Below are 23,028 nucleotides of genomic sequence, written 5' to 3' on the forward strand. Positions count from 1 at the left end.
TTTTTTTTGAACGCTTGCATATATTTCACCATACCGTTTTGTCGGTAGGCCCCCTCTGAATTCCGAAATAGATATTGCATCGATATATTTTTCATGCTAAGCTAACTATCAAATCGTAATGATTACGATTTGGTGAGGGAATCTGCAATACAAAAACTAAAGGGAGACTATGCTTTGAAAAACAAAAAAAGTTATTCTATATTCCTACTCATACTAACTGTAATTTTACTCTCGGCTTGCTTCGATAAAAAGGACGGCAATGTCCCGACCTCCAAAGCTAAGTCTACTAATGACCTTGTCTTTGCAAGTACAAAAGATATTCGAGACATTAACCCGCATCTCTATGCAGGTGAAATGCCAGCCCAAAACATTGTATTTGAATCTCTGGTAATTAATACGGATGAAGGGATAAAACCTGCCTTAGCTGAAAACTGGGATATTTCGGAGGATGGTTTAACATATACTTTCTATCTAAGGCAAGGAGTTGTCTTTACAGATGGTGAGCCATTTAATGCGGAAGTTGTAAAGATGAATGTAGATGCTGTAGTAGAAAATATTGAAAAAAATGCATGGCTGAATCTTGTGGCTGAAATCCAAGAAACAAAAGCTGTGGATAGGTATACATTCCAGTTAACACTGAAGAATCCTTATTATCCTACACTAGAAGAACTCGGCCTGACTCGCCCCTTTCGGTTTATTTCACCCAAAAGTTTTATCGCCGGAACAACAGCTAATGGAGTTAGTAGCTATGCAGGTACAGGTCCTTATGTGTTGACAGAGCATAAAAAAAATCAATATGCCGTATTTACGGAGAATGACAACTACTGGGGCGATAAGCCGAAAATCAAATCCATTAAATGGAAAGTGATGCCCGATCACCAAACCATACTTCTAGCCTTGGAAAAAGGTGAAATCGACCTACTATTTGGTTCCGATGGAGATATGGTAGATAACGATTCTTTCAAGGCGCTTTCTGAGCAAGACAAATACAGCACCGCTGTTAGCCGTCCAGTCGGTTCTCGAGCAATTGTCTTAAATTCACAAAAACCGATTACAAAAGATCCAATAGTTCGCGAAGCATTCCAATCTGCGATTAACAAACAAATGATTGCAGAGGGAATTCTAAATGGGGCTGAGCAAGTAGCTGATACCCTTCTTGCACCATCTGTCCCCTATGCAGATGTGAACTTAATAAAACAAGAATATAGTGAAGACAGAGCAAATGAATTGCTAACAAAAGCCGGCTGGAAAATAGGTAAAGATGGGTATCGATATAAAGATGGAAATAAACTTGAGATTACAATTTACTATAACTCCGATAACGCTCAGGAACGTACAATCAGTGAATCAATGCAGAATGATTTAAAACAAGTTGGTGCCAGTCTTAAAATCATTGGAGAAGAGAAACAAGCCTATTTTGACCGACAAAAAACAGGAGATTTCGATTTAATGTATTCTCTATCATGGGGACTGCCTTATGATCCACAAACTTATGTATCGTCTTGGCGAGTGCCTTCTCATGCCGATTATCAAGCACAAGTAGGGCTTGAGAAAAAGGAATGGCTGGATCAAGTCATCACTGATCTTATGAGTGAACAAAGCGAAGATAATCGTAAGCAAATGTATAAGGATATCTTAACGTATATTCACTCCGAGAATATTTATATACCATTAACCTATTCTGTAACAAAGGCCGTTCATACTAAGGCGCTAAAAGGAGTTGATTTTAATGTCTCACAGTACGAAATTCCTTTTGAAAAAATGTACTTCGAAGAATAAAATCAAACGATCCTTTGATAGATAAATGTATTGAAATAAAGTATCCCATTTAAGGCGCTACAGCGCTCTGGGATGCCTCCCGCCCTAAGCCAAGCACTTTCGCTCAGTTTATATAGATATAGAATTCTCACCGATTATGCTTTTATAGACAGAGAATTGGCCGGGGATTTTACTTGATAAAATATCTTGTTAGGAGAAATATCCTTGAAAATATATCTATTAAAACGTGTGCTAGTTATCATTCCAATTATCCTTGGCATTTCGTTTTTAGCATTTGTACTGATCAACTTACGAACTAGCGATCCGGCAGAAATTGCAATGCGAGTAAACCAAGTTACACCGACAGAAGACATGATAGAGGCAATGAGAATTGAACTGGGTCTTGATAAACCCTATTTAGTCCGGTATTTTTCATGGCTCGGAAATAACCTTCAAGGGGACTTTGGTAACAGTTATGTAACGCATGAGCCTGTTGCTGATCAACTGGCAACTGCACTGCCGGCAACTCTCCAGCTCGCGTTCATTGCGTTAGTTATTATTCTTTCCTTCAGTATTATAATCGGCATGCTGTGCGCCATTTACGAAGGAAGCATCGGTGATAAAGTGATGCGCGCATTGATTTTCATCTCCACAGCAATGCCAAGTTTTTGGATAGGAATTCTTCTTATCTGGCTCTTTTCTGTCAAGCTGAATTGGTTCGACACTAGCGGTATGGAAAGGCCAAGTTCTGTTATTCTCCCTGCTGTCACGCTGTCTTTAGGATTTATTTCAACTTATGTCCGCCTTATTCGAAACAATATGATTAAAAACAAAAGTGAAAACTTTGTACTTTATGCTAGGGTTCGTGGCTTAAAGGAAGGCACAATCACCAGAAAAGTCTTTAAAAACTCTCTTCAAATTTCCATGACCGCCATAGGAATGTCGATTCCTAAGCTGATTGCTGGAACGGTTATTGTCGAAAATGTTTTTGCTTGGCCAGGTATTGGACGATTATGCGTTACTGCAATCTTTAATTCGGATTTCCCAATTATCCAAGCTTACATATTAATTATGGGCGTGCTGTTCGTTATATGTAATCTTCTAGTTGATATTCTTAATACAATGCTTGATCCACGCATGAGAAAGGAATTATAGTATGAATGTTTGGAGACGTTTAAAGACTGATAAATTGGCCATTCTTTGCTTATCATTGTTACTTTTGGTTATTACTGCCGGTATTTTCGCTCCCATTCTTGCACCTCATAATCCGTTAGAAATGAATATCCTTCAGAAATATGCAGGAGTCAGCCAAACCTACCCATTAGGAACAGACCAATTAGGACGATGCATTTTATCCAGACTTTTATTTGGAATTCGCACAACCGTCTTTTTCGCTTTGGTTACAATGTGCATTACGATTACGATTGGAACATTGCTTGGAATTATTTCAGGGTTCTTCCGTGGGAAAGTAGACGAAATTATTATGAGATTTTGTGATATTATGCTGTCTTTTCCATCAGAAGTCATGATTTTAGCGATTGTAGGGGTCCTTGGACCAGGCTTGTTAAATGTGGTAATCGCCAACATCCTTGCCAAATGGGCTTGGTATACACGTATGATCCGATCTGTGGTTATTCAATATATAGACAAAGATTATATTCGCTTCGCTAAGGTATCCGGTTGTAGCACAGGACATATTATGAGAAAACATTTACTTCCTGGTGTATCAGGCGAAGTAGCGGTATTTGCGACCCTTGATACGGGATGGGTTGTTTTAAATATCTCTGCACTCTCCTTCCTAGGTTTAGGTGTACAGGCACCGACACCAGAATGGGGCATGATGTTAAATGAAGCGAGAAACGTAATGATTACCCACCCAGCACACATGCTTGCTCCAGGACTTGCAATTGTAATTGTCGTTGCTGCGTTCAACTTCCTCGGCGACAGCTTACATTCAGCCATAAATCCTATACACTTTCAGATGAAAAAGAAAAGGAGTCGCTTGAATGTCTTTACTAGAAGTAAAAAAGCTATCCGTTATTGACACGAGAAGTGGGCAGCAGATTGTACAAGATTTAAATTTCACTCTTAAAGAGAACAGCTGCCTCGGTATTGTAGGTGAAAGCGGAAGTGGAAAATCAATAACCGCAAGAGCAATCCTCGGTTTAACTTCCCCATGGCTGGATGTTACGGGTGAAGCCATTTTTAATGGAATGAACTTAATCGGACAATCAAATGGGGTGATGAGAAAAATCCGGGGACAACAAGTCTGTATGATTCTTCAAGATGCAATGACAGCTTTTAATCCACTCAATACTATCGGCAGACAAATGAGTGAGACATTTCGCGAAAACTTAGGGGTTAAAAAGAAGCTCGCTATAGACATGGCAAAAGTTGCGTTGCATCGTGTACATATCCATCATCCCGAGCAAGTTTTGAAGATGTATCCACATCAACTGTCGGGAGGGATGCTACAGAGAGTAATGATTTCTATTGTGATTATGATGGAGCCGGATATCATAATAGCCGATGAGCCCACAACAGCAATCGACTTCATAAATCAACGTGATATTGTAGAGCAATTCAAGTTGCTACGCGAACTCACAGGCACTTCGATTATCTTCATTTCCCACGATTTAGGGGTTGTTCAATATTTGTCAGATGAATTGCTCGTTATGCAAAATGGAAAATGTCTAGAATACGGAAAGACCAAGGAAGTCTTTTCCTTCCCGAAGCATGATTTCACGAAGTATTTAATCAATACCCGATTGAGCCTAACAGAGCCGTTTCAGCAATCTATGACGTCGGGATTATTATCATGTTTGTAAACGTTGAGAACGTATCAAAAAGCTATAATAAATACGGCGGTTTTTTTATTAAGTCTAAAACCGAGGTTTTGAGCGATATTAGCCTTCAGATTAAAAAAGGCGAGTGTCTAGGGTTAATTGGTGAAAGTGGAAGCGGTAAGAGCACGCTGAGCAAAATCATTCTTGGTCTAGAGAAACCAGGTCGCGGCAGAGTAATGATTGAGGGAGAACCTTTTTCGATATGGATTAAGAAGAATAAAGGGAAAATGAGTGTAGTATTTCAAGATTACACCTCGTCTGTAAATCCACAATTTACAACCCGAAGTATAATTGCAGAACCACTGATTGCTCTAGGAGATAATAAAAATCTCGATGAACGGATCGCTGAGCTCTTATCTAGAGTCGGGCTCCCACATACAATGATCCATAAATATCCGCATGAGTTGAGCGGAGGACAACTTCAGCGTGTTTGTATTGCACGTGCCATTGCAACTAAGCCTAAATTTATTGTTCTTGACGAGGCCATCAGTTCCCTGGATGTTTCGAGTCAGGCGGAAATTCTTCAACTACTACGTGATATTAAGGATGACATGAATATGACTTACCTCTTTATAACTCATGATCTTCAGGTCGTCGCTAATATTTGCGATAGAATTCTTTTTCTATATCAAGGAGAAATTGTTGAGGAATTAGAAAGCTCCAATCTACTACTTGCAAAAAATGATTATGCGAAGAGGTTACTAAATTCAGTAATGCTCTTTAATGTTCCGTGATTGCATCGCTTAAAAAGCCTGTATTAAAAAGCCAGGGGTAATAGAATAACGACAGCGTAACGAGGATGGGTGATACACCATCCTCTTTTTTATGTTCATTGCAAAGAAATAGCGTGTTTCGATGCATAATCGCAGGGTTCAAAGGGTATAGTTTAACTATATAGCCTTTTCTAAGAGGGTCATTCTATAGGTGGGTTTGATAAGGGGGTTGAAACGAGATGGACTTATTCTTAGTCGTAATAGACGTACTCGTCGTTATGTCCTATATCTTACTTATTGCTTTAATTTCCCCGACTATGATGCGATTTATCAAGAAACGAAACTACGACATATTTTTTCAATTGTTACCTGTTGTATCAATAGTTTTTGCGAGTAGCGTTATCATTTGCATTGGTTATGGTGGTTTTAAAGAAACTCTTTTTTTCCAGTTAACAAGTATCATCTCTTTTTTATTTTTGTTATCTCTGCTGTTCTTGACTTTGATAATGAAAAAACTATGGAAAGAGAACTATGAAAGATTAATAACTTGGTTAGTCTCTATTCGTATAAAAGAGATACGTTTTCTGAAAGCCAAGTAAGGCAAAGGAGTAAGTAGTCTATTATCGGTTTCTAATTGTAATCAGATAAATAATTATACGTTTGTCTACAATCTTAGATACGACTATTAATTAGTCGTATCTATTTTGGTGTTTATATATTCATCTCTTACTATACTCATTCTCAAATGTATGAATCACAAAATCTTTTCTGCAAAAAGTATTGCTTAAACCCTTTTGGATGATCTTCAATTACACCGAAAACTTCATAGCCATTTTTCTGATAAAATTCAGGAGCTTGAAAGCTGAATGTATCTAAGTGAATAAGCCTACATCCTTTTGCCTTTGCGAGACTTTCAATTTTTCCCAATAAAATACTCCCATAACCTTCTTTCCTAACACTTTCATCAACCCACAAAAAGTCAATATGCATATGATGCCAAAATATATCTCCAGTAATTCCACCCATTACTTCTCCTTTGTCATCCTTTATAACGAAGCTAATACTTTCCCTTGAGGTTTTAAGTTCGTTCGGGAGCTGTTCCATATTATGTTCTATGACCTTACTTCTTATATAGTCGCTATCGTCTTGATTCCATTGTTCAATTATCTTCATACTATTCCCTCCTAGTTCCATTCCTTTTATTCGAAAAACAAACACCGAAACTCAACCGTTCACTTATTAGTTAAATAATCTACTAATAACTCCCGTGCTTTTTCATGATTCATATACTCAGCGTAAAACGTTGGATAATTTATCATGCTTTCTTGTAAAAAATAATATTGATGAAAAATATCATAAAAAGTCAATTGAAGCCAATCTATTTGACCTTGAGGAATTGCTTCCGATTTTCCTCTTTCAATGTACCCAAGACTTCCGGCAATATTCGCCCAGTAGGCGCTCAAATCAGCTGTTAAGATATCATTTGGGTTTATTTCTTTTATAAAATCCTCCTGTATTTTATAAATATCACTATAAGGAAAGGGGATATGTAGGCTATCTTTTATAACTTGCAGTTCTTTATAAATAAGTTCTTTTTCTATTTTTAACACCGCCACTTTAATTTTTTTCTTAAACTTCTGCTAACCTTTACTTACTGCATGCAAATACTAAAAATAATGGGATTCTCATTCTTCTTCTATACTCTTCCTCACTTTTGAAGTTTTCAAGACGCGGGCGACATTCATTTATTTCCTCTAGTTTAAATCCTGCACGTTTCAATTCCTTAAAATATTCTTCTATATGTACAATGATATTTAACGACTTCTTTTTCAATCCAAGGCTCTACACGTTTTCCAGTATGAAAATAATCATCTACCTTCCAATCTGTAGGTGCCGATTTTGTTGCACTTTGTACTGAAGAAGTTTAAAACTGGATGTTGAACACTAAAAACAAATTGCCCATCTACTTTTTCTAGATAATGCAGTGCTAGTCGAGAAACAACCAGGTCATATTGTTCTTGTGGAAAATCCCAGGTTTCCATTGACGAGTGTTGAATTTTACTAGCAGTATAATCTAAGACGCTTACTGCCTTTTGGACCATGTTGAGTGGACCTTCCACACCTTCATAAAATGAACATCCCTGTTTTATCAGCTCTAATCCAAATTCGGCATCGCCATAGCCTAAATCCAGCACCTTTTCCCACTAACATCTCCAATTAGCTCCATTAACAACGGCTTTTCGATGATATTGTTTGGACTTTCCGCTCTATGTCTTCTTGTTAAATAATTTCCAAATGATTCATCATCGTCATAAACTGCATTGCCTTTATATTCCAAAAGAATCCCCTTATCTACGAAATGAAAATTGCTAGTCTATTCCCCAATTTATTAATTTAATCCACTATATATCCTACTTTTTGCAAGATTTTTAAAGTTGTATAGTTCAAACTTGGTAATGAATTTAAAGGAAAATACGATAGCTCTATACTCTCCTCGTCTTTTGTAAGTGTTCCAGTAACTTCTGTTGCTTTGTAAACAGCAGTTGCATTATATATCTCGTCACCATGTGGAAATTTAAAATATAATTCTTTTCCAGAAACTACTCCCAAAAGTTCTAATTGATTTGCTACAAGACCAGTTTCTTCAAATAACTCCCTTTTGGCGGTCTCTTCAAATGTGTCGCCCATCTCCATACCTCCACCAGGAATACCCCAATCTTTTGTATCTGAACGTAATTGCAATAACAATTCATTTTCCAGATTCATTATGATTATTGCTGATCCCGGGGCAATAATAGGTTTTGTTCCTATGAATCCCCTTAAATACTTTATGTAATTCATGACATTCTCCCTTTTGCATAAATTTCGGATCTATATATGTGAAATAAAGAACCCCATTTAATTCGCTAGGCCGCCTTAACACAGTTTAAATAGGCTTTCATTTGTTTAACATATCTAAGTCAATTTCATGTTTATTTATTTTTAATTAGAATGATCAATCTTCAAAATGATCCCCCTATATTATTTACTTTTTCATTCAAAAGTCGGCAAAAATGTTTCGCTTAATTCTCTCCGAACACGCGTAATATGCTCTTCCATTAGTTTCTTCGCTTCCTGAGCATTGCCCGATGCGATTGCTATATAAATCTCCTTATGTTCCTCGAATGTATCCTCATAGCGATCATCATCTAAAAACCGGTGTTTCCGTGTCGCACGAATTGTATCCTCCATTCGTTCAGTCAGCGTTTGGACCAAATTAATAAGTAATTTATTATGAGTAGCATAGACAATTTGCAAATGAAAATGCAGATCAGCCTGTACCCCCGCTTCTGCATCTTGCCCCGATACAGCCATTTGTTCTAGTGACTGACGAATCTTTTCCAAGTCTGCTGAAGTTGCTCGTTGTGCGGCAAGAGATACCGATTCAACTTCCAACGCACGGCGCAGCTCCAACATTTCATAGACCAAATTGTTTTCGGCTTGAATAATTGTAGTTGAAAGTGCATCACTTACTAACTGAACTTCAGACGTTTTGATGAAACTTCCCCCGCCTTGTCTGATTTCAATAGCACCGCTAATCTCTAATGCCTGAAGTGCCTCTCTCACAGACGTCCTACTCACACCAAACCGACTTGCCAATTCTCTTTCCGGCGGCAATTTATCACCCGATTTTAGTTTTCCATTTAAAAAGAACTTTTCTATCTTTTCAACAATAACTTCGTAGGTCTTTTTCTTCTGCAGATTCAACGATTTCCCCCCTTACATCGAACCTCTTTCGTGACTTTAACGATATCAATTAAATTTGGAATAATCAATATCCCGAAATAATCGTTGCACTGTTCAGATTATTAGGTATAATGAAAAGTGGTTGGACCAAAATTTAAAATTTCGAATTACATAAAATATTGGTATGACAAATTAGTTAATTAAGGAGAGAAAATATAATGAAAATTTCTACAGTAAATATAGTTGAAGCGTTAACAAAAGTACTTAAGGACGAGCAGGTAACCATCAATGAAACCGTAAGAGAGCTTCATGGCAGGGATGAATCGTATCACGCGGCAAGACTTCCGGACATTGTTGTTTTTCCAGAATCAACTGAAGACGTAAGTAAAGTAATGATAGTATCAAAAGAATACCAAGTTCCGGTCATTCCATTCGGTCTCGGTTCAAGCCTGGAAGGACATGTAATCCCTTCAAAAGGAGGAATCACGATTGACTTCTCGCTGATGAACAAGATTATTGAAGTTCGAGAGAATGACTTTCTCGTTAAAGTACAGCCTGGTGTAACCCGTACACAGTTAAATAAAGAACTGAAAAAGCACGGGCTGTTTTTCACTGTCGATCCGGGAGCGGATGCAACACTTGGTGGAATGGCGGCAACAAATGCAAGTGGAACAACGACCGTCAAATACGGCGTCATGCGTGATCAAGTCCGTGATTTGGAAGTTGTGATGGCCGATGGAACAATCATTCATACTGGGAATATGGCCGCGAAGTCTGCATCTGGCCTTCATCTGAACGGTCTGTTCGTAGGATCTGAGGGCACGCTTGGTTGCTTTACGGAATTAACACTACGCGTATACGGAATTCCAGAACACGTCACGGCGGCCCGAGCTTCCTTTGCTACTGTCAATGACGCGGTCGAAGCTGTTGTGTCCATTCTACAGGCTGGTATTCCGATCGCACGGGTTGAGTTAGTCGATGAACCATCTATAAAACAGGCGAATCTTTACAGTGAAACCAACTACAAAGAAAAACCAACACTATTCTTAGAATTTCATGGGAATGAAGCAGGATTAAAACAAGACGTTGACTTCACAAAAGAAATTGTTAAAGACCATCATTGTGAAGACATCGAATTTGAAACGGACAACGCGGGACGCAACAGACTATGGGAGGCGCGGCATAATTTAGCCTATGCCTTCATCCACGGCTATCCGGGGAAAAAGATGATGGTAACGGATGTTTGTCTCCCGATTTCAGAGTTAGCAGGTGCCGTTGAACATGCACGTGAAACGGTCGAGTCACTTGATTTGACTGGCGGAATTGTCGGCCACGTAGGCGATGGTAATTTCCATGTACTACTAATGATGGACATGAACAATGCCGAAGAACTTGCGAAAGCCGATGAGTTGAATGAACGAATCGTCATGTATGCGCTTGAGCGTGGTGGCACATGTACTGGAGAACACGGGGTTGGGATTGGTAAACAGAAATATCAGGAACGGGAGCACGGTGCTGCACTCCTCGTTATGGAAAAAATAAAAAAAGCACTTGATCCAGACAATTTATTGAATCCAAATAAAAACGTGAAGATGGACTAGGGAGGATATCTACTATGAAAATACTTGAAACCCTTAGCACAATTGCAGGGAAATATTTTGCCTTTTGGGTTATCGCGATTGCCGTAATTGCCTTTATGGTCCCAACACCCTTTTTAGGGTTGGGCGGCTATATTACAATTTTACTAGGTGTCGTCATGTTCGGAATGGGACTGACGTTAAAGCCCGTTGATTTCAAAATTGTCCTGACAAAACCGCTACCTGTAATTGTCGGTGTCGGTGCCCAGTTCATCATCATGCCCCTAGTTGCATTCGCATTAGCTCACTTGCTCAAGTTGCCCCCTGAATTGGCGGCGGGCTTAGTGCTTCTCGGGTGTGTTCCAGGCGGTACGGCCTCCAATGTTATGGTCTATCTTGCGAAAGGAAATCTTGCGTTGTCAGTAGCAATGACTTCCCTTTCCACTTTATTGGCTCCAGTCGTCACACCACTTTTGTTGCTTTTACTTGCGGGACAATGGCTACCCGTTGATCCAGTTTCGATGTTCAAGTCAATCGTCCAAGTGATTATCATCCCAATTATATTAGGGTTTGCCGTCCAAAAGCTTTTCCCGAAAGCTGTCGAAAAAAGCATTTCGATTGTACCACTCATTTCAGTAGCGGCGATTTTAATCATCGTATCAGCCGTCACTGCCGCCAATGCGGATAATGTTGCAAGTTCAGGACTCGTTGTTTTCATCGCCGTTTTCCTTCATAACGGATTCGGTCTACTACTTGGCTATTTGACAGCGGTAATGCTCGGCCTGAACGAAAATGATCGACGAGCCATTTCAATTGAAGTTGGCATGCAAAACTCTGGATTAGGCGTGGCTTTGGCGACTGCTCACTTTAGCCCGCTTGCAGCACTGCCGAGCGTTTGGGGCGCGATCTGGCATAATATTTCGGGCCCAATCCTCGCCACGATCTGGTCAAAGAAACCGATTGTTGAAGAGAAAGATGAACCCGATGATGCACCGGAAGTTACGGTTTTAACTCCTTCCGAGAAATTGTAAGAATGAACATAGGACTTGTTTTGACTTAATATCTTTATTATAAATTTGTTATCACCGTCTCCATGGTTGTTATCACCGCTATAGGATAAGTTATCACCGCCTTGGAGCAGTTTATCACCGCTACGAACGGGGTTATCACCGCCATGGTTAAAAAACACCGCAAGAAGAGGGGGTTTCTCAAAAGTCGAGTTTTCGACCAACGAGAAACCCCCTTCTTTTCTGTATAATGTTAATATATACAAAACAAAGAGTGGGAGTCGATTGTCTATGTTAAAAGAACGTGTGTATTATGCAGATCCATATTGCAAATTGTTTACGGCTCAGATTATTAAAGCGGCACAAGATGCAGAAGGAAATCACTATGTCGTGTTAGACAATACAGCGTTTTATCCGACAGGCGGCGGCCAACCGCATGACATGGGGACATTGAATGGGATTCAAGTACTCAATGTAGAAGAAGTAGAAGATGAAATTCGCCATACATTGGCTGAAAGTCTTGGTTCTGCAACCGAAGTAGAGGGCGCTATCGACTGGAAGCGACGCTTTGATCATATGCAACAACATGCAGGACAGCATATTTTATCAGCAGCGTTTGTTGAATTGTTCGGTTATCCGACGGTAAGTTTCCATTTAGGTAAAGAAATTGTGTCGATTGATTTGGATATGGAGGATGTATCTCCAGAGCAATTGGACACGGTGGAAAAATTAGCGAATGACATTATTTTAGAAAATAGACTGATTGAAATAAAATGGATAACTGAAGATGAGCTTCATCACTACCCCCTTCGTAAGCAACTGGCAGTGACAGACGAAATTCGACTTGTCATTATCCCTGATTTTGACTATAACGGCTGTGGTGGTACACATCCTAGTACAACTGGACAAGTAAGTGTACTGAAGATTTTATCGACTGAGAAGCATCGAGGCAAAGTGCGCGTACATTTCGTATGCGGTGGACGTGTGTTACAGCAATTGCAACGAAAAAATCAGGTGTTAGCGGAAACATCCAGACTATTAAGTGCCCCGGACGTTGGTGTTGCGGATGCAGTACAAAAGTTATTAGAAATGAATCATTCACTCGAGAAATCGTTGGCGGATACGCAAGAAGCACTGTTAGCATTTGAAGCGCAAGCATTGTTAAGGCAACAGGAAAATGGCGTTGTGAAAGCACTCTTTACAGATAGAACTGTCCAGCAATTACAGAAACTTGCCCGACTTCTTGTGACTGAAGCAGATGAAGTAATTGTACTTCTCGTTGCTGAAAGTGATAATCGATTACAGTTTGTCGCGGCTCGAGGAGCTTCTGTAGAAACAAGCATGAAACAAGTCGCATCTGCTACACTTCCCCTGATTAACGGAAAAGGCGGCGGGAATGATGCGTTTGTCCAAGGTGGCGGTGAACGATTGGTATCCGCAGAGGAGTTACTGACTGTGATGGAAGACTCATGTGACGAAAACTAAGGTATATGAAACTTTGGTTAAATTGAAACGTAAATAGAGAAAGGGGTGATTATTTTGAAAAAGTATCTGATCTTTATCATTAGTTTTGCAGCGTTGTATACGCTATTCCAACTTTCATCAGGAGCAATTCTTACCGCTCTCTATAAGCCGGATATATTTTTAATGCAATCTACATCGAATCAAGAAGCCATATATGGAGGGAGTTCTACTATTCCCTTATTATTCATCCTCCTATCATCAACAATTGCCTACTTCCTTTCGCAGAAACTAGGTAGAACTTCAAAAGCATCTGATGAACTTGCGAATCCTTGAGTTGGTACCAACCTACAATGAACCATTCTTGATTCTTTTTAGTACAAGCACTAAACTATGAAAGCATCGCTATTAATAAACAATTCCATAGAAATAACAGGAGGTACTATTAATGCATAAAACAGAAGAAATTTTAGAAGCTAAAAATTACATTCTTAGTAAAACAAAAGAAGTTCCCGAAATCGGAATTATCCTAGGTTCTGGATTGGGCGGCCTTGCCGATGAGATAGAAAACGGAGTTGTCATTCCATACGAGGATATTCCTTTTTTCTCGAAATCAGCTGCAGTTGGTCACGCAAATGAATTAGTTATCGGGCGTTTAGAAGGTAAAACAGTCGTGGCTATGAAAGGACGTTATCACTTCTACGAAGGGTATTCTTTAGACGAAGTTACCTTCCCTGTCAGAGTGATGAAAGCATTAGGTATAGAAAAACTAATTATCACGAATGCGTGTGGAGCGGTAAATACTGACTTTAATCCGGGCGAGTTAATGCTAATTACAGATCATCTTAATTTAGTTGGCATAAATCCATTGATTGGTAAAAACAACGATGATTTAGGAACGCGCTTCCCAGACGTTTCTGAGGTTTATAATCGCGAAATGAGAGAAATAGCGTTAAAAGTAGCGCGTGAGAATGACATTACATTAAGAGAAGGCGTCTATGGTTGGTGGAGTGGCCCTATTTACGAAACACCTGCTGAAATCCGTATGATTCGCATTTTAGGTGGAGATGCAATTGGCATGTCAACAGTGCCTGAAGCAGTTGTTGCGATTCATTCAGGGCTGAAGGTATTAGGAATATCTTGCTTAACGAATATGGCGTGTGGGATTCTAGATGAACCATTAAGTCATGAGGATGTCATAAAAGTTGCTGCTCAATCTCGAAGTGCATTTGTACATTTAATTAAAAACGTCTTGCAAGAGATTTAAAGAAATTAATAAATACGAAAAGCCTTCTGAGAAACACTCCCAGAGGGCTTTTCACATGCTTATTAATAGACTTCAAAGTTCTGACCAGTTTGTAGGCCAAAGACACTTTTTTCAAAAGCAAGAACTACACGCCTTACAGGTACTGCATCAAACCCTTGGAAAAGGGTGCCGAATTTGTGTATCGACTCTTGTAACACATTTGGACTTACGCTATTAATGCGAATTCCTCTTGGCATTTCAATAGCCGCAGCTTTAACGAATGCCCTGACGCCGCCGTTTGCCAGAGCCGCTGATGCTCCTTTCGCGATTGGGTCATCCATCATAACCCCCGTCGTTAACGTGTAACTCCCACCATCGTTCATATTATCAAAACCTAAAAGCACTAGATTGACTTGCCCTTTCAGTTTGCTATCAATCCCGATGTCATTCAACTCGGGTGTCATATCCGTAACTGCGTCGAAATGAGCACGACCTGCTGCATTAATCACCGCGTCAACTTTGCCAACCTGTTCATACATCTTTTTAATGCTCTCTACTGACGTAATATCAACAGATACATCGGCACCATTTCGTCCCGCACGAATGACCTCGTGATTTTTCTCCAGTTCTTTAGTAACCGCATTACCAATCGTTCCACTTGCACCTACGACAAGTATTTTAATATGTAGCCCCCCTTTTTAAAGTATCTAGCTTCAATTAGTTATTGTTCCATCATACTTATCAAATGCACTACTTATGAAAAATACCCCAAATGAATTTTCTTTGTTCTTAAAAGTACCTCATCCAAAATACTTCACACCAATCTGTATAATCAGGAGCACGGTTACGATACGTAGTAGTGGTTTAACATGCTCTGTTTTCAATTTACGTGCGAGACGAACACCAAGTTGTGCACCACTTATCGAACCAAGCATTAATGCAATTGTGAGTGGCCATATTATTTTCCCCGTCGAAATATAACTGATTGAGGCGCCGAAACAGCTTGAAAAAATCATGATACGAGACAAGCCGACTGCCCTCAAGTAAGAAACTTTCAATCGAGCAAATAAATATAACGCTAACGTTCCGCTACCCGGTCCAAAAACGCCGTCGTAAATACCAATTCCATACAATGAAGTGGCACTTTTTTTAGTTGCACGAAAGGATTTATTACCGTCAAAATCCGCTTTTCCAAGAAATGATGAGATGAATGCGAACGTTAATAGTATAATCGCGATAACAATCATCCATTCTTCTTTCAAAAAGGAAGCGATAACTCCGCCTGTAATTCCTCCAGCAAGACTGATTGGAACAACCGTAAATGCTTCTTTGACCGTTACTTCTTTATTTTTATAAATCACAAGAAAACTTGAAAATGAGCTCACTGTGTTTGATACTTTATTGGCCCCAATTGCTGAGTGAACTGGCAATCCCATCAGCAGCATGGCCGGCAAACTGATAAGTCCTCCACCTCCTGCTAATGTACCAAGTGTTGTTGCAGCAAATCCGATGAAATAAAGCAAGATGTATTCCATATAGCATCCTTCTTTCAGTGAAAACCTCTATATGACTAGCATATTCAACCTTAGTCCATAAGTAAATTCAATTGTATGAATGAAAGTACATTCGAAAAATGAATGAGCCAATCCATATATAGTACTCAAAATGCGCGCTGGGGCTGTTGCTCCATAATAACAATGAATGTACATGGAATAAAAAATGCTCCTTCCGATTTATTCGGGGGAGCATTTTTCATTCTAGTTAGTTAATCAATAAGCTCGACTGAACCACACAGTATATTTTGCTTCTGTTCCACAATTGATGCATGTTGACTTCGTAGCGGGTGGATTGAATGGGATATTACGCGTCGTGAATTTTGTTTTTTCTTTCACTTGTTTTTCACAGGCGTCATCTCCACACCAACCCGCAAGGATCCAACCTGGGATTTCTCCATTTTCTGTTGAATCCGTAATATGTTGCGTTAATTGCTCGAGTGAATCGACATGCGTATGGGAATGCTTTTCACGGAATGCACGTGCTTTGTCCAATAAGCGAGTTTGCATCGTGTTAAGCGCGCCTTCGATGCAGTCAGCTATAGTTGGAAGATCAACAGAAATTTTTTCTTCTTCATCGCGAGCTTTTATTATTGCTTGGTTATTCTCCAAGTCACGTGGCCCTAATTCAACTCGAACCGGCACACCTTTCAGTTCCCATTCATTGAATTTATAACCCGGTGATTGATCAGAATCATCCAAGCGCACGCGAATTCCTTTTGCCTTTAATTCCGCATAAATCTTATCAAGTCTTTCCATAATTTCAGGATTCTTCTTCCAAGGTCCTACTGGAATTAATACAACCTGCGTCGGTGCGACACGTGGCGGCAATACAAGCCCTTGTTCATCGCCATGCACCATAATAACAGAACCTATCAATCGGGTAGAAGTCCCCCAAGATGTCGTATGGACAAATTCATGCTTATTTTCTTTATTTAAATACTTAATATCAAATGCTTGCGCGAATTTTGTTCCTAAATAATGTGAAGTTCCTGCTTGAACTGCTTTTCCATCCTTCATCATTGCTTCAATGGAGTACGTATCTACAGCACCTGCGAAACGCTCGGAAGGTGTCTTTTGACCATCATATACTGGAATCGCCAGCAACTCTTCGACAACTTCTTTATAAATGTTGAGCATTTGCATCGTTTCAGCACGTGCTTCTTCTTCATCCACGTGAGCTGTATGCCCTTCTTGCCATAAAAACTCAGACGTCCGAATGAACGGCAATGTTTTCTTTTCCCAACGGAAGACGTTCGCCCATTGGTTAATTAACACAGGAAGATCTCGATAGCTTTTAATCCAATCCGAATAAAGATGCCCAACCATCGTTTCAGACGTTGGTCGAAGCGCTAAACGCTCTTCTAGCTTTTCACCTGCAGCTTCGGTAACCCAAGGGAGTTCTGGTGAGAACCCTTCGATATGATCCTTCTCTTTTTCAAAAAACGACTCTGGAATAAGCATTGGAAAATAGGCATTACGATGCCCCGTTTCTTTAAAACGTCTATCCATCTCGGCTTGGATATGCTCCCAAATTTCATAGCCATCCGGTTTGAATGCAATGCACCCGCGAACTGGCGTGTAATCCATTAAATCCGCCTTTTGAATCGTGTCGATATACCAGCTTGTAAAATCATTTTTCTGTTGATTGGTCATTAATTTCCCCTCCTAAAATAATAAAGAAATCCTTCGGTTGCCTGAAGTCTAGACATCAAAAAAGCACAAAGTTGTCCTTATAATAAGGACGTCTTTGTGCTGAATGGACGTGGTACCACCTTAGTTTAGCCTAAATCAATTGCACCCCGGTGTAATTGCGTCCAGATTTCGAATTGCATGTGCGCAATTCAAAATCTGTGACATCCGCCGGAGGCTTTAACTTAATTCAGCTGAATTAAGTTAAATTCAAGCCCTCTAAAACGTTTGATAACGAAAACGACTCGGTTATGTTGTCATAACATCTCAGTGGTAGGTTTCGACAAGAAGCGGTGATATAGCTCTCAGTAAGTCGCTATACTTTCTGGTTCACAATTCTTGTCTACTTGGTCACATCAAAGATTTCATATTACTTTTAATATATCAAATACTCACGGTTCATACAACTTCAATGAATGTCGACAGGCACTGGAAAATTATTTGGGCAAATACGGTCGTAATTTTTGCATATGATTCCCATCGAAGTTGCCTCTTACGATGTAGATGAAGTCTGTTCTAATTTAAGATTAGATTTATTGAGCTATTATTACTTGTCATGCTATACTAAATGGGCATTTAATTGAGAATGATTTTCATTTGAAGTTCAAAAACTTCATATACTATCTAAACATAAAGGGGATTATCAGATGAGTCAGCAAGAAGGGAAAAATGTGGTTGAACAAAACATTATAGACCGAAGAACAATCAAATCTTTTAAAAAAGATCCGATTAGTGCTGAAGTAATCATCGAGCTGCTAAATGTCGCGAAATGGGCACCGAACCACAAGTTGACGGAACCGTGGCGCTTTCAGTTGTACGTGGGTGAAGGAAAAGAACAATTTGTTCAGGCCTACATTGACTCGCAGCCGAAAGTAGATGGCGAAGTTTCAGAAAAAGTGAATAGAAAAGCACAATACTTCCGAGATATACCCGTTCATCTTGTAGTCATTATGCCTGAAGATCCCCGTCAAAGAAGATGGGATGAGGATTACGGGGCAATTTCCTCTCTAATTCAAAACTTCCAACTTGCGGCATGGGAAAGGGAAATTGGAATGATTTGGCGTACTAACGATTGGGTATACGACCCGGCATTCAGGGAGGCCATCGATGTCCTACCTGGCGAAAAAGTCGTAGCGACGTTAATGATCGGCTATCCTAAACATATACCAGAAGCTCAACCACGCACGGATATTCGCGAACTTGTTACGATCATTAATAAGTAGTTTTTCGAATTAGAGACTATATATGTTGAATTAAAGAATCCCATTGAATCTGCAGTAGTACTCAAGAATGAGAAAGTTTTAATTCGGGGTGTGGATTGTAGAACACTTGGCGCTTTGGTGTTCATTATCGAGAGAAATGTGATTTTGAGATGTATATGGAGAAATTGTAAGGTGATTACTAGTTGATACTATATAAATTGAAATAAAGAATTCCATTGAACCGCTACGGCGCTAGGGGATGGCTTCGGCTACCCCTGTTAAGGTGCCTCCGCTCAGTATATATACCGGATTCAACATATATAATTATAGTCAAGAAAGACGCAATCTAGGTTGCAGATTTCATCGTAGATAATGAAAAGCTCTTTTTCACACAGACCATCCAGCGAAGGCGCGACTTCGTGGTAGCCGGAGCGATAAGACTGAAAGCGGTCTTCTTTCTGGCTTATCGCGGGAGGCATCCACAAAGCGCCAAAGCGGTATTGGTAGGAGTTCTATTTCATCCTTTTCAGCGGCCTCCCAAATGCCCTTGTAAAGCGCATACGCCATATTCATTTGTTCAACATATATAAGTAGTGCTTGTAAGCGGTTATCCGAATTAATTTATACATCTACTCATGAACTCCTATCATTAGCCATATAGTTAGGCTATATAAGTTGATATATGGAGGAGGATATCATGCAGACGAAAGAAGTACGCTTACGTCGAATCCAGCAACTAGCTCATGAAATCATGCATGAAATGAATAGAGGGAATGAGCCAAGACAGTTTGAGACGCTAAATCTCGCGGTTGATAATCTATCTCGGGCACTTGGAGACTTAGCAGATCCATCCGGTAACTATTCACTCGACTATATAGAAGAAAAATTAGGAAAAGCACATTATCTATTATTTAAAAACGAAAAAAAGATAAAGCTTCATTCTTAATAAGTGACAGTCACTACTAGCCAAAATCCCCACAATCTCGTCGTAAACTTCTACGAGATTGTGGGGATTTTTGTAACGCCCTAGATTTTCACTTTAAGCAGTACCACCTTTTTTCTTTCTAAGTTCCAGTCGCACAATGTGGACTACTGCCTTGAACTAGTTAAAAACCATATTCCTCATCTTTCGCTTTTCGAATCCCTACATAAGCATCGACAAGAAGCACGGTATCTTCCACTAAGCGCTCCAGACGGAAGAGAACATCATCATTAACGATTTCTTTGCGATGGAAATCCTTTTCTTCTATAAACACATAAGTAGGTACAATATGTGCCTTCATATACGCTAAAATTGGCTTTAACTGTTGTTCCACCATCAAATAATGCTTAGCTGTACCTGCTGTTACGAGCATACTCACCACTTTATCTCGGAACGCATTGACTGGTAATAAATCAAATATATTTTTGAGCGTAGCCGGAATAGAAGCCTGGAACGTTGGTGTTCCAATAATGAGGGCATCCGCGGCCATAAGCATTTCCGTTACATATTTGGTATCGCCCTCGTAGTCCAAATAATTTCGCCCGTCACTAAAGACCATTTCAAATTCAGCTAGATCCAGTAATGTAATTTCTGTATCCGGGTATTTTTCATTCGCTATTTTGAGCGTATAATCCATTGCCGTTCTTGTTTTAGACCCTACATTGGAACCCGATAGTAAGACGATTTTCATGATAGCATCTCCTTATTTTCCAGCTGTATATTTCTTAACTGCTGGCAGAATTTCTGTCGCGATCAGCTCAATATTTTTCATGATTTTATCAAACGGTACACCACCAAAGTCAATTTGTGCCATGAATCGCTGTTGACCAAATAGCTCATATTGGTAGAGCATTTTTTCAATAATTTGCTGTGGACTACCAATCATTAATGCATCGCGCGTATCCGTTGATTGTGCAAATTGTTGTTTCGGATAGCCGCCGCCTCTTAACGCCTGCATACCTGCATTGGCATGTGGATAATATTCACGAAGCGCATCCTGTGAAGTTTCTGCTGTATAGAATAGGCTCGTTGTTGCAATTGGCAACGCCGCTGGATCAAAACCACTACGCTGCGCCGCCTCACGATAGGCATCCACCGACGCCTTAAAGTTAATCGCTGGTCCACCAAGAGTTGTCAGCATCATCGGGACTCCTGCATACCCCGCCTTAATCGCACTCGCGGGTGGTCCTCCTACTGCACGCCATATTGGCAGATGACCATTCTGCGGTTGTGGTAAAATCGTTGCATTTTCCAATGGTGCCCGAAATTGCCCCTGCCATGTCACCGTTTCTTCATTATTTATCTTCAACAGAAGTTCTAACTTTTCTTCAAATAACTCTTCGTAATCATGTACGTCAAATCCAAGTAAACTATAGGCCCCAATCCGTGAACCACGCCCTGCAACAATTTCAGCTCGACCTTTTGAAATTAAATCAATCGTGGCAAAATCCTCATAGATACGCACAGGATCAGATACACTTAACACCGTTGCAGAACTTGCAATTTTAATATTTTTTGTTGCCTGTGCGATAGCGCCTAAAATGACAGTATGCGCTTGTGTTGTAAAATGCGTTTGATGACTCTCCCCTACTGCAAAAACATCTAGTCCCGCCTCATCTGCCAACTTACTTGCTTCAATCAATTCATGAATACGCTGCTCTGCGCTAATACGGCTTCCTGTTAACGGATTTAGTAAATGATCCCCAATCGAATATAAACCAAATTCAAGTCCTTTAGTTGTGTCAATACGGTATTTCTCCATTTAAATTCTCCCCTTTTTAATCGATTGGTTGTAATTTCTCTTCAATTTCTGCACGTTTTGATTCTAAAAATGGTGGTAAATCTAATTCTTTACCTAACGCTTCAATCGTCGAATCTACTGTAAATCCAGGTCCATCTGTAGCAATCTCAAATAAAATGCCATTTGAATCACGGAAGTATAAGCTTTGGAAATAAAAACGATCGATAACGCCAGATGAATCGAAGCCACGTTCTTTCACTACTTCGTCCCAGTAGCGTAGCTCCTCCTCGTTCTTCACACGAATCGCTAAATGATGAATACTGCCTCGGCCCGGTTTTTCACTCGGTCCTTCCAACTGCTTCACAACAATTTCGCCAAATGCTTGCCCAGCAACAGACTGATAAATAGCTTCTTTCTCAGAATGAGCTACTTCCACATAGCCAAACATCTCTTGCAACATTTTAGCCGTCCGTTCCAAATAACGTACTGTTATTTCCGTAGTTCCCATTCCTAAAATACGATGCTCTTGCTCCACAACTGAATCTTCCCAAGGCGACCAAAATTCAGGTATCGCTTCGCCATTATTATTTAGCAAGATCATTCGTAACCCCTCTGTATCCTCAAATGGCAGCGCTGCTCGATCTGCATACGTTGTAATGTCTCCGTGCTCTACATCCAATTGCTCAAAGCGCTTTTTCCAATACGTTAAACTTTCAAGTGATGGCACGAGTAAGCCGATTTGTGTTATGGCATTTGTTCCACGGACGGTTTTTCCAGCGTTCGTCATTTCAAAAAAGGATAACTCCGTTCCTGCACTTCCCGTTAAATCCCCATAAAACAAGTGATACATGGATGGGCTATCTTGGTTAACCGTCTTTTTCACACGGCGCAAGCCTAATACATCTCGGTAAAAGTGATTAGTCGCTTGAGCGCTTTTTGTAATCATTGAAATGTGGTGATGTCCTGGTATTTTATACATGCTAGTTCCTCCTTGGTTTTTAAATTGATTAGTCAAGTGATAGTGCAAAAAAAATCACTCCAGCGGCAATTCTTTTTTTTGACTATGTTTATGGATGCGTGTCATTAATTTGTAAAGTATTTTCTCTTCTTCCTCGTTTAATACATCAGCAAAAAATGACGTTTGAAACGCCAGTTGAGCTGGCATCGCCTCTTCTAAAATCGCTTCAGCCTTGTCAGTTAAGCTAATCATTTTCGTTTTCCAGTCTTGCTTACGTACAATATAGTCTTCTTTTTCAAGTCGTGCGAGCATGCGGGAAATACCGCCTTGCGTAACGGTCACTTTTTCAGCTAATTCACTTTGTGTAAGTGGCTGGTATATCTGAATTTGAACAAGTACATCAAATTGGGCAGTTGTTAAATCGAAACGCTTTAAAAACTCATTCGACAGTTGGTTACTTTGGTTTGTAAAACGCATTAAACGTAACCAAATCAACGAGCCAATCGTATTATTACGCATCTTGTTTCGCCTCCTCATCACTAACCTTAATATCACTTTACCACGCA

Annotated in this window: 23 protein-coding genes and 1 pseudogene; 12 read left to right on the forward strand and 12 right to left on the reverse strand. The window is 39.9% G+C overall.

Going from position 1 to position 23,028, the window contains the following annotated elements; translation table 11 throughout:
* Positions 1 to 174: 174 nt before the first annotated feature.
* The 5 genes from nikA to ACGLYD_RS18310 all read left to right on the forward strand — a co-directional run bounded on the left by nikA (position 175) and on the right by ACGLYD_RS18310 (position 5,338).
* Positions 175 to 1,779, forward strand: coding sequence for a nickel ABC transporter substrate-binding protein (nikA, locus tag ACGLYD_RS18290; RefSeq protein ID WP_338654609.1), 1,605 nt, complete (start codon positions 175 to 177; stop codon positions 1,777 to 1,779).
* A gap of 204 nt (positions 1,780 to 1,983) precedes the next feature.
* Positions 1,984 to 2,913, forward strand: a complete 930-nt coding sequence (gene opp1B, locus ACGLYD_RS18295; protein ID WP_399629744.1) for a nickel/cobalt ABC transporter permease — start codon at positions 1,984 to 1,986, stop codon at positions 2,911 to 2,913.
* 1 nt (position 2,914) lies between these two features.
* Positions 2,915 to 3,802: a nickel/cobalt ABC transporter permease gene (gene opp1C, locus ACGLYD_RS18300; protein WP_399629746.1), complete on the forward strand. Its 888-nt coding sequence runs from the start codon at positions 2,915 to 2,917 to the stop codon at positions 3,800 to 3,802.
* Complete coding sequence (locus ACGLYD_RS18305) at positions 3,765 to 4,586, forward strand: ABC transporter ATP-binding protein (RefSeq protein WP_399629748.1); 822 nt, start codon at positions 3,765 to 3,767, stop codon at positions 4,584 to 4,586. Before opp1C ends, ACGLYD_RS18305 begins: the two co-directional genes overlap by 38 nt.
* The gene (locus ACGLYD_RS18310) at positions 4,577 to 5,338 is read left to right on the forward strand and encodes an ABC transporter ATP-binding protein (RefSeq protein ID WP_399629751.1); all 762 of its coding nucleotides are present in this window, start codon (positions 4,577 to 4,579) and stop codon (positions 5,336 to 5,338) included. Before ACGLYD_RS18305 ends, ACGLYD_RS18310 begins: the two co-directional genes overlap by 10 nt.
* Before the next feature lie 720 nt (positions 5,339 to 6,058).
* Here the strand turns inward: ACGLYD_RS18310 and ACGLYD_RS18315 are convergent.
* From ACGLYD_RS18315 to ACGLYD_RS18335, 5 genes and pseudogenes are all read right to left on the reverse strand, one after another.
* On the reverse strand, positions 6,059 to 6,490 hold the full coding sequence (locus ACGLYD_RS18315) for a GNAT family N-acetyltransferase (protein ID WP_399629754.1): 432 nt from the start codon (positions 6,488 to 6,490) through the stop codon (positions 6,059 to 6,061).
* Between the two features lie 59 nt (positions 6,491 to 6,549).
* Entirely contained in the window at positions 6,550 to 6,933 is a 384-nt protein-coding gene (locus tag ACGLYD_RS18320) for a YxiJ family protein (protein ID WP_399629757.1), read from the reverse strand.
* Between the two features lie 31 nt (positions 6,934 to 6,964).
* Positions 6,965 to 7,655 (reverse strand): annotated as a pseudogene (locus tag ACGLYD_RS18325) (class I SAM-dependent methyltransferase).
* Positions 7,656 to 7,711: 56 nt separating this feature from the next.
* Positions 7,712 to 8,158, reverse strand: a complete 447-nt coding sequence (locus ACGLYD_RS18330; RefSeq protein ID WP_067213663.1) for an NUDIX hydrolase — start codon at positions 8,156 to 8,158, stop codon at positions 7,712 to 7,714.
* Positions 8,159 to 8,350: 192 nt separating this feature from the next.
* Positions 8,351 to 9,064, reverse strand: coding sequence for a FadR/GntR family transcriptional regulator (locus ACGLYD_RS18335; protein ID WP_399629759.1), 714 nt, complete (start codon positions 9,062 to 9,064; stop codon positions 8,351 to 8,353).
* Between the two features lie 197 nt (positions 9,065 to 9,261).
* Between ACGLYD_RS18335 and ACGLYD_RS18340 the strand changes: the two genes are divergently transcribed.
* The 5 genes from ACGLYD_RS18340 to ACGLYD_RS18360 all read left to right on the forward strand — a co-directional run bounded on the left by ACGLYD_RS18340 (position 9,262) and on the right by ACGLYD_RS18360 (position 14,355).
* Complete coding sequence (locus ACGLYD_RS18340) at positions 9,262 to 10,644, forward strand: FAD-binding oxidoreductase (protein WP_399629761.1); 1,383 nt, start codon at positions 9,262 to 9,264, stop codon at positions 10,642 to 10,644.
* Between the two features lie 14 nt (positions 10,645 to 10,658).
* Positions 10,659 to 11,651, forward strand: coding sequence for a bile acid:sodium symporter family protein (locus ACGLYD_RS18345; protein ID WP_399629764.1), 993 nt, complete (start codon positions 10,659 to 10,661; stop codon positions 11,649 to 11,651).
* 267 nt (positions 11,652 to 11,918) lie between these two features.
* A complete protein-coding gene (locus ACGLYD_RS18350; RefSeq protein WP_399629767.1) occupies positions 11,919 to 13,112 on the forward strand; it encodes a DHHA1 domain-containing protein in 1,194 nt (397 codons plus the stop codon).
* A gap of 54 nt (positions 13,113 to 13,166) precedes the next feature.
* Entirely contained in the window at positions 13,167 to 13,424 is a 258-nt protein-coding gene (locus ACGLYD_RS18355; RefSeq protein ID WP_340741087.1) for a hypothetical protein, read from the forward strand.
* Between the two features lie 112 nt (positions 13,425 to 13,536).
* Positions 13,537 to 14,355: a purine-nucleoside phosphorylase gene (locus tag ACGLYD_RS18360; protein ID WP_067213671.1), complete on the forward strand. Its 819-nt coding sequence runs from the start codon at positions 13,537 to 13,539 to the stop codon at positions 14,353 to 14,355.
* Between the two features lie 62 nt (positions 14,356 to 14,417).
* Here ACGLYD_RS18360 and ACGLYD_RS18365 read toward each other — a convergent pair whose 3' ends face one another.
* From ACGLYD_RS18365 to proS, 3 genes are all read right to left on the reverse strand, one after another.
* Positions 14,418 to 15,017, reverse strand: a complete 600-nt coding sequence (locus ACGLYD_RS18365; RefSeq protein ID WP_187048028.1) for a short chain dehydrogenase — start codon at positions 15,015 to 15,017, stop codon at positions 14,418 to 14,420.
* A 117-nt stretch (positions 15,018 to 15,134) separates the two neighbouring features.
* Entirely contained in the window at positions 15,135 to 15,869 is a 735-nt protein-coding gene (locus ACGLYD_RS18370) for a sulfite exporter TauE/SafE family protein (RefSeq protein WP_399629771.1), read from the reverse strand.
* Between the two features lie 234 nt (positions 15,870 to 16,103).
* Complete coding sequence (gene proS / locus ACGLYD_RS18375) at positions 16,104 to 17,543, reverse strand: proline--tRNA ligase (RefSeq protein ID WP_067213674.1); 1,440 nt, start codon at positions 17,541 to 17,543, stop codon at positions 16,104 to 16,106.
* A 683-nt stretch (positions 17,544 to 18,226) separates the two neighbouring features.
* On the opposite strand from proS, the gene ACGLYD_RS18380 reads away from it, so the two are divergent.
* Both ACGLYD_RS18380 and ACGLYD_RS18385 read left to right on the forward strand, forming a co-directional pair.
* Complete coding sequence (locus ACGLYD_RS18380) at positions 18,227 to 18,802, forward strand: nitroreductase (RefSeq protein ID WP_187046197.1); 576 nt, start codon at positions 18,227 to 18,229, stop codon at positions 18,800 to 18,802.
* A gap of 676 nt (positions 18,803 to 19,478) precedes the next feature.
* Entirely contained in the window at positions 19,479 to 19,727 is a 249-nt protein-coding gene (locus ACGLYD_RS18385; protein ID WP_187046198.1) for a hypothetical protein, read from the forward strand.
* Positions 19,728 to 19,887: 160 nt separating this feature from the next.
* On the opposite strand, the gene ACGLYD_RS18390 is transcribed toward ACGLYD_RS18385, so the two are convergent.
* The 4 genes from ACGLYD_RS18390 to ACGLYD_RS18405 are packed head-to-tail and all read right to left on the reverse strand — an operon-like array spanning position 19,888 to position 22,981.
* Positions 19,888 to 20,454, reverse strand: a complete 567-nt coding sequence (locus ACGLYD_RS18390) for an NADPH-dependent FMN reductase (RefSeq protein WP_399629776.1) — start codon at positions 20,452 to 20,454, stop codon at positions 19,888 to 19,890.
* 12 nt (positions 20,455 to 20,466) lie between these two features.
* Positions 20,467 to 21,525, reverse strand: a complete 1,059-nt coding sequence (locus ACGLYD_RS18395) for an LLM class flavin-dependent oxidoreductase (RefSeq protein WP_399629778.1) — start codon at positions 21,523 to 21,525, stop codon at positions 20,467 to 20,469.
* Between the two features lie 16 nt (positions 21,526 to 21,541).
* Positions 21,542 to 22,483 (reverse strand): ring-cleaving dioxygenase, encoded by a 942-nt coding sequence (locus ACGLYD_RS18400; protein ID WP_399629780.1) that lies wholly within the window; start codon positions 22,481 to 22,483, stop codon positions 21,542 to 21,544.
* A gap of 54 nt (positions 22,484 to 22,537) precedes the next feature.
* Complete coding sequence (locus tag ACGLYD_RS18405) at positions 22,538 to 22,981, reverse strand: MarR family winged helix-turn-helix transcriptional regulator (protein WP_399629783.1); 444 nt, start codon at positions 22,979 to 22,981, stop codon at positions 22,538 to 22,540.
* Positions 22,982 to 23,028 lie beyond the last annotated feature (47 nt).

This window comes from Sporosarcina sp. SG10008 (assembly GCF_044569405.1).
GTDB classification, from domain to species: Bacteria; Bacillota; Bacilli; order Bacillales_A; family Planococcaceae; genus Sporosarcina; species Sporosarcina psychrophila.

Coding starts and splice junctions, on each gene's coding strand:
- ACGLYD_RS18345 (WP_399629764.1), top strand. CDS start 10,659: ATGAAAATACTTGAAACCCTTAGCACAATTGCAGGGAAATATTTTGCC.
- ACGLYD_RS18400 (WP_399629780.1), bottom strand. CDS start 22,483: ATGTATAAAATACCAGGACATCACCACATTTCAATGATTACAAAAAGC.
- ACGLYD_RS18305 (WP_399629748.1), top strand. CDS start 3,765: ATGTCTTTACTAGAAGTAAAAAAGCTATCCGTTATTGACACGAGAAGT.
- ACGLYD_RS18360 (WP_067213671.1), top strand. CDS start 13,537: ATGCATAAAACAGAAGAAATTTTAGAAGCTAAAAATTACATTCTTAGT.
- ACGLYD_RS18310 (WP_399629751.1), top strand. CDS start 4,577: ATGTTTGTAAACGTTGAGAACGTATCAAAAAGCTATAATAAATACGGC.
- ACGLYD_RS18315 (WP_399629754.1), bottom strand. CDS start 6,490: ATGAAGATAATTGAACAATGGAATCAAGACGATAGCGACTATATAAGA.
- ACGLYD_RS18380 (WP_187046197.1), top strand. CDS start 18,227: ATGAGTCAGCAAGAAGGGAAAAATGTGGTTGAACAAAACATTATAGAC.
- ACGLYD_RS18340 (WP_399629761.1), top strand. CDS start 9,262: ATGAAAATTTCTACAGTAAATATAGTTGAAGCGTTAACAAAAGTACTT.
- ACGLYD_RS18370 (WP_399629771.1), bottom strand. CDS start 15,869: ATGGAATACATCTTGCTTTATTTCATCGGATTTGCTGCAACAACACTT.
- proS (WP_067213674.1), bottom strand. CDS start 17,543: ATGACCAATCAACAGAAAAATGATTTTACAAGCTGGTATATCGACACG.
- ACGLYD_RS18395 (WP_399629778.1), bottom strand. CDS start 21,525: ATGGAGAAATACCGTATTGACACAACTAAAGGACTTGAATTTGGTTTA.
- ACGLYD_RS18405 (WP_399629783.1), bottom strand. CDS start 22,981: ATGCGTAATAATACGATTGGCTCGTTGATTTGGTTACGTTTAATGCGT.
- ACGLYD_RS18390 (WP_399629776.1), bottom strand. CDS start 20,454: ATGAAAATCGTCTTACTATCGGGTTCCAATGTAGGGTCTAAAACAAGA.
- opp1C (WP_399629746.1), top strand. CDS start 2,915: ATGAATGTTTGGAGACGTTTAAAGACTGATAAATTGGCCATTCTTTGC.
- ACGLYD_RS18385 (WP_187046198.1), top strand. CDS start 19,479: ATGCAGACGAAAGAAGTACGCTTACGTCGAATCCAGCAACTAGCTCAT.
- ACGLYD_RS18330 (WP_067213663.1), bottom strand. CDS start 8,158: ATGAATTACATAAAGTATTTAAGGGGATTCATAGGAACAAAACCTATT.
- ACGLYD_RS18350 (WP_399629767.1), top strand. CDS start 11,919: ATGTTAAAAGAACGTGTGTATTATGCAGATCCATATTGCAAATTGTTT.